Source organism: Parasphingorhabdus litoris DSM 22379 (genome assembly GCF_020906275.1).
In the GTDB taxonomy this organism is placed as follows: domain Bacteria; phylum Pseudomonadota; class Alphaproteobacteria; order Sphingomonadales; family Sphingomonadaceae; genus Parasphingorhabdus; species Parasphingorhabdus litoris.
The window spans coordinates 158,077-170,751 of record NZ_CP086727.1 but is presented as its reverse complement, the minus strand read 5'-3'; the positions used below and the strand labels follow the sequence as shown (position 1 = coordinate 170,751).

The following is a 12,675-nucleotide window of genomic DNA, read 5'->3' as shown; positions in this document are numbered from 1 at the left end:
GCCATGGGAAAACATGATCATCATGAGCATCACGGCGAGTCTCTCGCCGATGCCGCGCGCCATAATCTGGAAGCTGCCGGCGAAAAATGGACCGATACACGGGCCGCGATTTTCGAAGCGCTCGCTGGTTTTTCGCGACCGGCCTCCGCTTATGACATAGCCGAACTGGTATCGGCAGCTCGCGGAAAACGTGTTGCACCCAATAGTGTCTACCGGATTCTCGATCTTTTCGTCGCCAAAAACCTCGCCATGCGGGTGGAAAGCGCCAATGCCTATATCGCCAACAGCCATCCCGGCTGTGAGCATGACTGCATCTTTCTCGTGTGCGACACTTGCGAAGAGGCTACGCATATTGATGATGATGCTCTCGCCTCCCAGGTGCGCGGCGTGGCACAGGAACGGGGGTTCAGCTCGATCCGCCCCGTAATCGAAGTCCGGGGAATTTGCCAAAAGTGCAGCTGAGGCCGCGTCAGAGCCTAGTAAATTACATCATCAGTCAAACATATCGTCAGCAAATATTCAGGGGCCATCTGCTGAATATTCGACATTAGCGGCCAACGGCGCTAATAGTGGGGCGAAACAGGGAGTACACATGCCAGGTCCAAATACACCGCTTCTGGATAAAATATCAGTTCCAGCGGATCTGCGAAAATTAAAGCCGGAACAATTGCGGCAATTTGCTGATGAATTGCGCGCCGAAGTCATTGATACCGTTTCCGTTACCGGCGGCCATTTGGGCGCGGGACTGGGCGTGGTCGAGCTGACTGCCGCTATCCATTATGTTTTCAACACGCCTGAAGATCGCCTGATCTGGGACGTGGGCCATCAATGCTATCCGCACAAGATCATCACCGGTCGCCGCGACCGAATTCGTACGTTGCGTCAAGGCGGCGGGCTTTCCGGTTTCACGAAACGCAGCGAAAGCGAATATGATCCGTTTGGTGCAGCGCATAGCTCGACTTCGATCAGTGCCGCATTAGGCTTTGCGGTTGCCAATAAGCTGGCAGACAAACCGGGACGCGGCATCGCGGTTATCGGCGACGGCGCGATGAGCGCAGGCATGGCCTATGAGGCGATGAACAATGCGCAGGCAGCCGGCAACCGGTTGGTCGTCATTCTGAACGATAATGACATGTCGATTGCGCCGCCGGTCGGAGGCCTGTCCGGCTATCTGGCCCGGCTGGTCTCTTCCAGCGAATATCTCGGCATCCGCAAATTTGCGAGCAAGCTTACCGCGAAACTGTCTCGCCGCCTTCACGGTGCGACAGAAAAAGCCGAAGAATATGCGCGCGGTATGGCCATGGGCGGTACGTTATTTGAAGAACTCGGTTTCTATTATGTCGGCCCGATTGATGGTCATGACATGGACCAGCTGATCCCCGTTCTTGAAAATGTCCGCGACAATGCCGAAGGACCGGTACTGATCCATTGCGTTACGCAAAAGGGCAAAGGCTATGGCCCTGCGGAAGCGGCAGCAGACAAATATCATGGCGTCGCCAAATTTGATGTGGTGTCCGGTAAACAGGACAAGGGCCCTGGCGGCGGACCGCCAGCCTACCAGAATGTCTTTGGGGAAACCTTGGCCAAGCTGGCGGATAACGATCCGCGTATTTGCGCGATTACCGCAGCCATGCCGTCCGGCACCGGTGTCGACAAATTTGCACAGGCCCATCCCGACCGCGCCTTCGATGTCGGTATTGCCGAACAACATGGCGTGACCTTCGCCGCCGGTTTGGCAGCACAAGGGATGCGACCTTTTGCAGCAATCTATTCAACCTTCCTGCAGCGCGCCTATGATCAGGTTGTGCATGATGTCGCGATCCAGAATCTGCCCGTGCGCTTTGCAATTGACCGCGCTGGCCTCGTCGGTGCGGATGGCAGCACCCATGCTGGCAGCTTTGACATTACCTATCTGGCCACCCTGCCAAACATGGTCGTGATGGCGGCATCGGATGAAGCCGAGCTCGCGCACATGACCTATACGGCGGTGGAATATGATGAGGGCCCGATTGCATTCCGCTATCCGCGCGGCACGGGCACCGGCGTCGAGATTCCGGAAAAGCTGGAAAAACTCGAAATCGGCAAGGGCCGTATCGTGCGCGAAGGTAGCAAGGTTGCGATCCTCTCTCTCGGCGCACGTCTGGGCGAGGCACGCAAGGCCGCGGACCGTCTCGATGCCAAGGGGCTGAGCACCACGGTCGCCGATCTGCGCTTTGCCAAGCCGCTGGATGAGGATCTGATTCGCAAATTGCTGACCACGCACGAAGTGGCAGTAACCGTCGAAGAAGCGGCTGTTGGAGGGCTCGGCGCGCATGTCCTGACGCTGGCATCCGACACCGGCCTCACCGATGCGGGCCTGAAAATCCGCACTATGCGCCTGCCCGATGTGTTTCAGGATCAGGATAAGCCAGATCTGCAATATGCCGAAGCCGGTCTTGATGCCGATGGTATCGTTGACACGGTGCTCAAGGCGCTGCGACACAATAGTGCCAGCATCGAAGAGGAAACAGGGGCGCGGGCGTAGTTTATTAAACCTCAAGCGCCGGGCGCGGGCATCCGCCCGCTTGGCTTTCCTCGCATAAGCGAGCCTATATTATTTGGCGCGCAGTCGCGCTTGCCTCCGCTTCGCGTCGGATCAGCGCGACCTTCTACGCGGCGTTCAAGAGCATGGTCCGAGCGCAGCGAGGCAAGGCCGACCGGCCGCCGCGCCTTATTGGCGCGTAGCCAAGGGTACGGATGTGCCCGCCCGGCGCTTGAGGTCCAAAAAAAACTCCCCTCAAAACTTCAGCTGAAATCTCACCGCCGCGCCAAAATCATCGTTCAGCGTTTCAAAATGCCCGGGCTCCTGCCGCCAGAACAGGTTGGTGTTTAAGTACCCGCCCCAAAGCGGTGTTGCATAGGCCAGTTCACTGACCAGTTCGCGGCCTTCCGGGGCGAGGTTCAGCATCCGCTGGCCAAACTCGGTTTGCAGCGTTTCATAGCTATACCCCACCGGAAGATTGAGGTTCAATCCGCCCGATGACACACGCAGTGGCTGGGCAAAACGAAAGGCGATCTGATCGGAAGCTCCAAATAATCCGGCCTTACTGATATCTATCGAGAAGCTCGAGGTCTGCAATGTGCCGCCGGTGACCAAGCTGGCGCTGTCAATTTGTGTCCAGCCCTGCCGCCAGCTTGCGCCGGCGCGCCAACCCTTGCCGATATCATAGGCAGCACGGCCATCGACAAACCAGCTTTGCGCACCGCGCGCACCGATCGTATCGGCAAAGCGCGCACCCAAAATTGTGTCGCCTTCGTTCAGCCAATTGGCTGCAAGGCTCAGCGATGCCGGACCAATCTTGCGATCAATCGCTAGACCAAGGCCGCTAAACCGATAGCGTTCACGGTCCAATCCCCTGAGGTCATCCAGCCGGTCATCATCCGAGTCCAGCCGAGCGGTTCCGCTTTCCGCGCTCGCGGTCAATCCGAAACCGGCTATCTCCCGGCGGAGGGCGAGGGCGCTTTTCGCCTGCCCGGTAAAGCCGCGCTCACTGGTCGGTGTCGGCGCGACGAGAAAGGCCGGTGAACGGGCGCCCTGCATCTGTGCGACCAATCCGCTGGAGCTCTGGCGAAAGCCAAAGGCTATTTTCATGTCCGGTGACACTTGCGTCATGACAGACGCCGCCAGCATCCGCGCCTTGCGTGCATTGCTGTCTGACAGGGTAAGATTATCGCGATCTATTAGCCCGGCAGATGTCCGCCCGATATTGACTGCGATCTGCACGCCAGCGTTGGATGCTGTCATGTTACGGCGATCGCCGCTCAATGCGCCCGTCAGCTTATATTCCGGTATTGCGACCGTTAGATCATGCGCCAGGTTCAACGCAAAGGCCCGGTCAAAACCATCCAATATGACCGCACCGACATTCTGCCCCTGCAGCGCCGCATCGCCCATGGCCGCCGAGGTTTGACCGGCAGGAGCTGTCAGATCGACCGCCACCTTGCTGCCAGCAAGAGAGGATTGCCCCTGCGGCTGGAAGGCGGCGGCAATATCGAGCACGCCGCGGCCATATATAGCATCCGTCCCGGCATCGCCCGCATCGCGCGCGCTGGTGAGGAGCAGGTCGACAATCTGCGCGCCGGTCAAATTCGGAAACGCCTGTGCCAATAATGCGACAGCTCCGGAAACCTGAGGCGCCGAGAATGACGTACCGCTCCACAAGAAAGCCGTTCCTTCATTATCGTCTGCCTGCACCCGCTCGCCCAAAGCAGCCAGGAAATTGGCCGACTGCGCACCGGCTCGGTTGCTGAAGGAAGAGATATTCTCGCTCGCACCAACCGATCCGGCGATGATAACATGGCCATTGCCGCTGTCCGCTATGCCCGCGGCGAAACCATCCGGTGTCGCCGCGCCGTCATTGCCGGCTGAAACAACGACCACCACACCGGCTGCTGCCGCAACGGCAACCGCATTGCGAACGGAATTGGAAATGTCCGGCCCGCCCAGGGAAATATTGACCACACGCGCGCCGCTGACCCGTGCCTGATTGATGGCCGACGAAATCGCACCGCTATTGTGGCTGCAGCCATCATCGTCCGGGTCATCAGGGTCGTCCATTGCGCAACTGCCTGGCGTGTCGGTGCGCAGAACCAATATATCGCTGTCAAAGGCGATACCGTGAATATCAATGTCATTTTTGCCAGCCGCGGCAACGGATGTCACAGCCGAGCCATGGCCGCCTTCATCACCGACACCGCGATTGCCAGCGAAATCGGCGCTGTCGGGGTGGATTCGGCCAGAAAACTCGGCGCTATTGGGGTTAATTCCGCTATCGATCACCCCCAATATGATCCCGTCGCCGGTTGCCCCTGCATTATAGGCGGTGATAGCGCCATGCTGGCTGGGACCATCCGAGCGCCGGAATTCCGCCGTATCAAAGGATACTGGAGGAGGAGGCGTTGGTGTTGGCGTGGGAGTTGGGGTGGGCGTTGGCGTCGGAGTCGGCGCCGTTGGCGGTGCCGGTGCTGGAGCGGGGCGCGAACCACCGCCACCACCACAAGCTGAAAGCAGGACCAGCGGTACCAAAGCTGTTCCCAAAAAATAGCCGCGACCCAAGTTTTTTTTTCGCATCTTCACGCATGTCCCCGATTACACGTCATTGTATAAGCACCTGCTCTTACCGACAGCTTAACATCGATCAATGCTTGCGGACACGCGGCGGAGTGATTAGGCGCTTTGCCCATGCCACCGGAATTTTCCCATGTCGATCACTGGATATTTGATCTGGATAACGTGCTTTATCCATCGGAATGTGACCTGTTTTCTTTGATCGACATAAAAATGGGCGAATATATTCAGCGCGCTTTGGACATTGATCCCGTCGAAGCCCGCAAGGTTCAGAAAAGCTATTTTCATGACCATGGCACGACGCTGGCCGGGCTGATGCATCATCATGGTACCGATCCACAGGATTTTCTGGACTATGTCCATGATATCGACATGAGCCGCCTGTCCCATGCGCCGGAGCTGCACAGCGCAATTGCTGCGCTACCGGGCGAAAAGCTCGTCTTTACCAATGGTGACCGGCCCTATGCCGAACGGGTGCTCGAAAATCGAGGGCTGGGCGGCCTGTTTGACCAGATTCACGATGTCATCGCCACCGATCTGATCCCGAAGCCGGAAAAAGCCGCTTATCACAGCCTCGTCAACACGACCGGCATTGATCCGAACCGGTCTTTATTTGTCGAAGACATGGCGCGCAATTTGCGTCCGGCGAAAGATTTGGGCATGACCACCATCTGGGTCAATACCGGTTCGGAATGGGGTGCGCGTGACCATGCTCCGGACTATATCGACCATGAAATTACCGACTTGGAAAGCTGGGTCACCAACTTATAACCGGGCGGGCCTCTCATCGAACAGGGAAGAAACATCACCATGACCACTGAATTGCAGACCGCCATTGAAAACGCCTGGGAAAAGCGCGAATCGCTGAGCATCGCCAGCCAGGGGCCTGAGCGTGAGGCCGTCAATGCTGCGCTCGCTAGCCTTGACGATGGCAGTGCCCGCGTCGCCGAAAAACAGGGGGACCAATGGGTCGTCAACCAATGGCTGAAAAAAGCGGTGCTGCTATCTTTCCGGCTGAACGACAATCAGATCATTGAAGGCCCGGGCGGCGCCAACCATTGGGACAAGGTGCCAAGCAAATTTGCCGACTGGGGCGAAAACCGCTTTCGCGAAGCTGGTTTCCGTGCCGTGCCGGGCGCGGTTGTTCGCCATGGTTCGCATATCGGCCGCAACACCGTGTTGATGCCGAGTTTCGTCAATATCGGTGCCTTTGTTGATGAAGGTACCATGATCGACACCTGGGCCACCGTCGGCAGCTGTGCTCAGATCGGCAAGAATGTCCATATTTCCGGCGGCGCTGGTATTGGCGGCGTACTCGAACCCCTGCAGGCTGGCCCAGTTATCATCGAGGACGGCGCGTTTATCGGGGCGCGCAGCGAAGTGGCAGAAGGCGTGCGCGTCGGTGAAGGCGCGGTGCTCTCCATGGGTGTTTATCTGGGTGCATCTACCAAGATAATCGACCGAGTAACTGGCAAGGTTCACATCGGTGAAGTCCCGCCTTATGCTGTGGTTGTGCCTGGCGCGACCCCGCCCAAGGCCAATATTGATGGCGTACCCGGCCCATCGCTTTATTGCGCGGTGATCGTCAAAACTGTCGACGCGCAGACGCGCTCAAAGACGGGGATTAACGAACTGCTGAGGGACTGATGAACATACCGGTGAACCAGATCAAGACTACGCTGGAGGCGAATGACCATCCCTATCGCAACGGCGCCTGGACACCGGTATTTGAAGAAATTGATACGGATGATCTTGAGGTCATCGGGACGATACCGGCGGATATAGACGGCGTTTATATTAGAAACACCGAAAATCCCGTGCACGACAGCATCGGGCGCTATCATCCCTTCGATGGCGACGGGATGATTCATGCCCTTCGCATCAAGGACGGCAAGGCCAGCTATCGCAACCGCTTTGTCCGCACCGAGGGTTTTGAGGCCGAGCAGGAGGCCGGTGAACCTCTATGGGTCGGGATCATGGGCAGACCATCGGATTCCAAACGGCCCGGCTGGGGCGCGCATGGCAGCGTCAAGGATAGCAGCTCAACCGATGTTGTCGTCCATGCCGGGAAAATCCTCTCGACCTTTTACCAATGCGGAGATGGCTATCAGCTCGACCCGGAAACACTGGAAACGCTGGGCACAGCAGACTGGGTGCCCGAAGATGGCATTTCCGCCCACCCCAAAGTGGATGAGAAAACCGGCGAGTTGCTATTCTTCAACTACAGCACCAAAGCGCCCTTTCTGCACTATGGCGTGGTCGGTCCGGATGATGAGCTGAAGCATTTCATTCCCATCGAGCTGCCCGGCGCGCGCCTGCCGCATGATATGGCATTTTCCGAGAATTACGCGATCTTCAACGACTGCCCCCTCTATTGGAAGCCGGAGCTGATTGAACAGAATCTCTATGTCCCCTCCTACCATCCCGATGAGCCGACACGGTTCGGGGTGATCCCGCGTATGGGACAGCCGGAAGACATCATGTGGTTTGATGCCAAGCCAACCTATGTATTGCACTGGGCCAATGCCTTTGAAGAGGGCGATGAACTGGTGCTCGACGGCTATTTCCAGAATCAACCCGTACCCAAGCCGCTAATCGATTTCCCGGCGGGCTATGAGAGCATGGGCGCGAGTATTGATCTGCACAGTTTTCAGCCCGAATTGCACCGCTGGCGATTCAATTTGAAAACCGGAGAGACGCGCGAAGAAACGCTGTTTGATGACTATCCGGTCGAGTTTGGCATGTTCAACCAGCAAGTGGCAGGCGGCCCCTATCGCTATGTCTATAGCGTCACCGGTCATCCCGGCTGGTTCCTGTTCAACGGTGTGGTCAAACATGATCTGGAAACCGGCACGGCGGAGCGCTACTATTTTGGCGATGAGCGTTTCGGATCGGAAGCCCCGTTCATCCCGTGCAAAAATGCAAATTCAGAGGACGACGGCTATCTCATCAGCTTCATCACCGACATGGCGCAGGATCGCAGCGAGTGCATCATCGTCGATGCCAAGGATATCACCGCCGGCCCGGTCTGCACGATCATCCTGCCCCACCGGATCAGCAGCGGTACGCATGCGACCTGGGCAAGTGCGGAGCAGATTGGGGCGATCTAACTCCTCTCCCCTTGAGGGAGAGGACAGATTTACTTGCAAACTTGTTTGCTAGAAAATCTTGGTGAGGGGTGGAGCGGTTGCGTCAAGCCAGTCCCCCTCTCCAACTCGGCTAGGCAGGCAAGCTGCCAAGTCTCCGTTTCCTCTCCCTCAAGGGGAGAGGAGTGGTTTAGTCAAACAGCTGCCCGTCCACTTCCTTACCCGCCGGCGGCTTCAACCCAAGATGTTGCCACCCCCGATCATTGAGCGCGCGGCCTCTTGCGGTACGCGCCACTAGACCAAGTTGGATGAGATATGGCTCGATCACTTCCTCAATGGTATCGCGCGGTTCGCTGAGGCCAGCCGCGAGCGTTTCCACACCCACCGGCCCGCCCTTATAGATATCCGCGATCATATGGAGATAGCGGCGATCCATCGCGTCGAGGCCGATACTGTCGACCTCCAGCCGGGTGAGCGAGGCGTCGGCGGTTTTCTGGTCCACCGTCGCAGCCCCCGCCACATTCGCGAAATCCCGCACGCGGCGGAGCAGGCGACCGGCGATACGCGGGGTTCCGCGCGCGCGGCGGGCAACCTCGGTGGCACCATCGGGCGCGATATCGAGACCGAGCAACTTCGCCGCGCGGTGGACGACCTTTTCCAGTTCCTCGACGCTGTAGAAATTGAGTCGCACCGGAATACCGAACCGATCGCGCAGCGGCGTGGTCAAAAGCCCCTGCCGCGTGGTCGCGCCGATCAGGGTGAATTGAGGCAAGTCAATCCGCACACTGCGCGCCGATGGCCCTTCGCCGATAATCAGGTCGAGCGCGCGGTCCTCCATCGCCGGATAGAGCACTTCCTCGACCACCGGATTGAGCCGGTGAATTTCGTCGATGAAAAGCACATCGCCTTCCTCAAGATTGGTCAGAAGCGCTGCGAGATCACCCGATTTGGCAATGACCGGTCCAGATGTCGCGCGAAAACCCACGCCCAGTTCGCGGGCAATAATCTGTGCCAATGTCGTCTTGCCAAGCCCTGGCGGGCCAAAGAACAGGGTATGGTCCAGCGCCTCACTGCGGCTTTTCGCGGCCTCGATAAACACGCGCAAATTGGCACGCGCCGCTTCCTGTCCAATAAATTCGTCAAGCGATTTCGGGCGCAGTGCCGCGTCGATATCTTCGATTTTTCGCTCGGGCGAGGATAGGCGATCTTCAGTCACTCTTTTGGCTCCAGGCTCACTATCCATTGCCAGAAAGGGTCATCAGATCTGTCATCATGCATGTCTGGAACATCAGACACTATTTCTGAAGCGGTCTTCGGAATATTCACATCAAATGTTTGGCTCACCCATTTTTGTAGCAAAACAGATGGTTTTGGAGCGGGTTCGAACTCTTCGTCTTCATTGTCTTCCGCCCAGATTTCTTTTGGTGTTTTTCGATGATTTTCTGGCCAACAAAGCTCGTCATATCCAATCGCGAGCAAGCGCAAGAGGTCGACAGGATCATTGACCAGAACACCCAACATGGTCGAGCCAGAACCCGATCCTAAATGGACGACTCGGGTTCCACCGTCATTATCAAGCCATAGCGCAGCATAAGAGCCATCGCCGCCAGTTTGACAAAATGCCGCAAGCCGATCGTAAACGGATGCATCATCGCTATGCGTCCATGCCCTCGCATAATCAGGATCTACTGGCCTCAACGCTAGACAGCCATTCTCCTGATCTGGCCCAATATCGGCGTAGGCATATCCATCTCCACCAAAATTATGATCCAAGCCCTGCTCACCAATCCATCGAAAATAGGTGATAAGTGGATCAGGCACAGAGATCGCTTCAGGAAAAGACCTCATCATCGTTTCAAAGAACTGACTCACTTCGCCGCCTTCTTCAACGCCAGTTTCGGCCCAACGCCATTGGCCCGCGCCGCTTCCTGCCCGATAAATTCGTCCAGCGATTTTGGGCGCAATGCAGCGTCGATATCTTCAACCTTGCGTTTCGCCGACATCATCCGGTCGCTTTCCACTTCACTCGTCATGCTGAACTCGTTTCAGCATCTCGGGAGAAATGGCAAGGGGTTTGGATGCGTACGAGGGATCCTGAAACAAGTTCAGGATGACGATGGTGGGTAGGAAGCTGAGGTGACTACTAACCATCAACCGCTTTCGATACTGTCAAATCGGCCCCACATTTGGAACATGTTGTTTCCGACCAGGGTGCCACATAGTCGACACCCAGAAACCCGCCCGATACCCTGCGATAGACGTTTTTTTTGCACTGGTAGCATCTGAAGAAGAACTGCCCGACTATAAAAAATGCAACGAACCCGAAAAGCAGTATCTCAAGGGACTTCTTGGATAATTCTGCAACGACAATCACGAAAAATACTGTGAACAAGGCCGGAAAAAAGGAAGCGATGAAAACATTCGCCTTTGCAGCTACTGACCATGACCGCGGATCAATACTCACCGCGCCGCCTTCTTCAGCGCCAGCCGTACCAGCGCGTCCAGTGTCACCCCATCACCCGCCTCGGCATCGGCCGCCGCCACTGCTGCACTCGCTTCTGCCGGTTTAAAGCCCAGATTTTGTAACGCGCTCACCGCGTCGGCGCTGTTATTTGACGACGCGTGGATCGCGCCGCCGCTGCCCGCAACCGGGTCAGTCGCGATGGCGCCGACTTTGTCTTTCAGCTCGTTGACAATGCGCAGCGCCAGTTTGGGCCCCACGCCATTGGCCCGTGCGACCATCGCCTTGTCGCCGGTCGCCACGGCGCGGCTGATCTCGCTGGGTTCGAGCGCAGAGAGGATCGCCAACGCCACCTTGCCGCCGACGCCCTGTACGGAGATCAGCAAGCGGAACCAGTCACGCTCCGACCCGCTGGCAAAACCCATCAGGCGCATGTCGGTCTCGCTGACCTGCATTTCGGTATAGATGGTCGCGCCATCACCAACGCCGCCGATGGCGGTAATGGTGCGCGACGAGGCAAAGACCAGATAGCCGACGCCATTAACATCCAGCACGATATTGTCCGTGCCGATTTCGTCGATAGTGCCGGTGAGTTTCGCAATCATGATAGTGTTTTAGCGCGACTGGCGAATCTGTCGAGTTTTTGTTTTGTTCTTTTTGCTCTCAATGCTTTCGATGATGCGCATGGGTAATCGCCACCGCCAAGGCATCGGCGGCATCCGCTCCGGCCAGTTTCACGCCGGGCAGCAAAATCTTGATCATCGCCTGCACCTGATCCTTGTCCGCCTTACCCACGCCGACGACGGATTTCTTGACTGCTCGCGCGGCATATTCGCCAACCTCAAGCCCCGAACGCGACGCGCCGAGCAGTACAACACCGCGCGCCTGTCCGAGCTTTAACGTGCTTTGCGGGTTGCTGTTGACGAACACTTCCTCAACCGCCGCCGCGTCCGGTTTATATTCCAGCAACAGGTCGGTCAGTTCCAGATCGAGCTTCAGCAACCGGCTCGCCAGTTGCATTTTCGGATCAGTCTTTATCTGGCCATTGGCAATATGAGACAGCCGATTGCCTTCGGCGCTAATTACGCCCCAGCCGGTTGTGCCAAGGCCGGGATCGAGGCCAAGAATGATCAAATCCCCCCTCCCGCTTGCGGGAGGGGAAGGGGGTGGGAATTAAGGGTGCGCTGAGACTGGCCCACCCCTAACCCCTCCCGCAAGCGGGAGGGGAATATCGTCACCCCAATTGCTCCATGATTTCGTCGGAAACACTGTAGTTGCCGTGCACGGCCTGGACGTCATCGTCATCTTCCAGCGCATCAATCAGGCCGAGCAACGTTTCCGCCTGCGCCGCATCCACCTCGACCTCAACTGACGGCTTCCACGCCAGCTTCACGCTTTCCGCTTCGCCGAGTGATTTTTCGAGCGCGCCAGCAACCTCGTGCAAATCTTCCATCGCGGTCCAGATTTCATGGCCGTCTTCGGAGGATTGAATGTCATCGCCGCCGGCTTCCATAACCGCTTCCATAACCGTGTCTTCATCACCGGCACTTGCGGGATAGGCGATATAGCCAACCCGTTCAAAGCCGTGGGAGACCGAACCGCTCTCACCCATATTGCCGCCATTGCGCGAGAATATGGTACGGACATTGGTCACCGTGCGGTTGGTATTGTCAGTAAGCGCTTCGACGATCAGCGAAACGCCGCCCGGGCCAAAGCCTTCATAGCGGACTTCTTTATAGTCATCGCCTTCACTGGCCGAGGCCTTGTCGATCGCGCGCTGGATATTGTCCTTGGGCATGGACTGGCCCTTGGCGTTGTTCACGGCTAGGCGCAGGCGCGGGTTCATGTCGGGATCCGGCATGCCCGATTTCGCCGCCACGGTAATCTCGCGGCTGAGTTTCGAGAACATCGCTGAGCGCTTCTTGTCCTGCGCACCCTTGCGATGCTTGATATTTGCAAATTTACTATGGCCTGCCATATGATTCGTCCGTACCTGAATTATTGTTATTGAGGCTCTTTGC

11 protein-coding genes and 1 pseudogene are annotated in these 12,675 nt (G+C 57.3%); 5 read left to right on the top strand and 7 right to left on the bottom strand.

Annotation, left to right across the window (positions count from 1 at the left end):
• The first annotated feature begins 3 nt into the window (after positions 1–3).
• Entirely contained in the window at positions 4–462 is a 459-nt protein-coding gene (locus tag BS29_RS00895; RefSeq protein ID WP_229955108.1) for a Fur family transcriptional regulator, read from the top strand.
• 130 nt (positions 463–592) lie between these two features.
• On the top strand, positions 593–2,524 hold the full coding sequence (gene dxs / locus BS29_RS00890) for a 1-deoxy-D-xylulose-5-phosphate synthase (protein ID WP_229955106.1): 1,932 nt from the start codon (positions 593–595) through the stop codon (positions 2,522–2,524).
• 252 nt (positions 2,525–2,776) lie between these two features.
• Here dxs and BS29_RS00885 read toward each other — a convergent pair whose 3' ends face one another.
• Positions 2,777–5,110, bottom strand: a complete 2,334-nt coding sequence (locus tag BS29_RS00885; protein ID WP_229956907.1) for a S8 family peptidase — start codon at positions 5,108–5,110, stop codon at positions 2,777–2,779.
• Positions 5,111–5,221: 111 nt separating this feature from the next.
• Here BS29_RS00885 and BS29_RS00880 point away from each other — a divergent pair, with 111 nt between their 5' ends.
• From BS29_RS00880 to BS29_RS00870, 3 genes are read left to right on the top strand one after another with little or no spacing between them, the layout of a single operon-like run.
• Positions 5,222–5,878, top strand: coding sequence for a pyrimidine 5'-nucleotidase (locus BS29_RS00880; protein WP_229955104.1), 657 nt, complete (start codon positions 5,222–5,224; stop codon positions 5,876–5,878).
• Positions 5,879–5,917: 39 nt separating this feature from the next.
• Positions 5,918–6,754 (top strand): 2,3,4,5-tetrahydropyridine-2,6-dicarboxylate N-succinyltransferase, encoded by an 837-nt coding sequence (gene dapD / locus BS29_RS00875; RefSeq protein WP_229955102.1) that lies wholly within the window; start codon positions 5,918–5,920, stop codon positions 6,752–6,754.
• Positions 6,754–8,217, top strand: coding sequence for a carotenoid oxygenase family protein (locus tag BS29_RS00870; RefSeq protein WP_229955100.1), 1,464 nt, complete (start codon positions 6,754–6,756; stop codon positions 8,215–8,217). The genes dapD and BS29_RS00870 overlap by 1 nt, the downstream gene beginning before the upstream one ends.
• 166 nt (positions 8,218–8,383) lie before the next feature.
• Here the strand turns inward: BS29_RS00870 and ruvB are convergent, their stop codons facing one another.
• The 6 genes and pseudogenes from ruvB to BS29_RS00840 all read right to left on the bottom strand — a co-directional run bounded on the left by ruvB (position 8,384) and on the right by BS29_RS00840 (position 12,632).
• Positions 8,384–9,436 (bottom strand): Holliday junction branch migration DNA helicase RuvB, encoded by a 1,053-nt coding sequence (ruvB, locus tag BS29_RS00865; RefSeq protein ID WP_229955098.1) that lies wholly within the window; start codon positions 9,434–9,436, stop codon positions 8,384–8,386.
• A complete protein-coding gene (locus tag BS29_RS00860) occupies positions 9,406–10,044 on the bottom strand; it encodes a hypothetical protein (RefSeq protein ID WP_229955096.1) in 639 nt (212 codons plus the stop codon). Before BS29_RS00860 ends, ruvB begins: the two co-directional genes overlap by 31 nt.
• A 59-nt stretch (positions 10,045–10,103) precedes the next feature.
• Positions 10,104–10,226, bottom strand: a pseudogene (locus BS29_RS00855) (Holliday junction branch migration DNA helicase RuvB); the annotation flags it as partial.
• Positions 10,227–10,653: 427 nt separating this feature from the next.
• On the bottom strand, positions 10,654–11,259 hold the full coding sequence (ruvA, locus tag BS29_RS00850) for a Holliday junction branch migration protein RuvA (protein WP_229955095.1): 606 nt from the start codon (positions 11,257–11,259) through the stop codon (positions 10,654–10,656).
• Between the two features lie 58 nt (positions 11,260–11,317).
• Positions 11,318–11,788: a crossover junction endodeoxyribonuclease RuvC gene (ruvC, locus tag BS29_RS00845; protein ID WP_229955094.1), complete on the bottom strand. Its 471-nt coding sequence runs from the start codon at positions 11,786–11,788 to the stop codon at positions 11,318–11,320.
• A 100-nt stretch (positions 11,789–11,888) separates the two neighbouring features.
• Entirely contained in the window at positions 11,889–12,632 is a 744-nt protein-coding gene (locus BS29_RS00840) for a YebC/PmpR family DNA-binding transcriptional regulator (protein ID WP_229955092.1), read from the bottom strand.
• Positions 12,633–12,675: the final 43 nt, after the last annotated feature.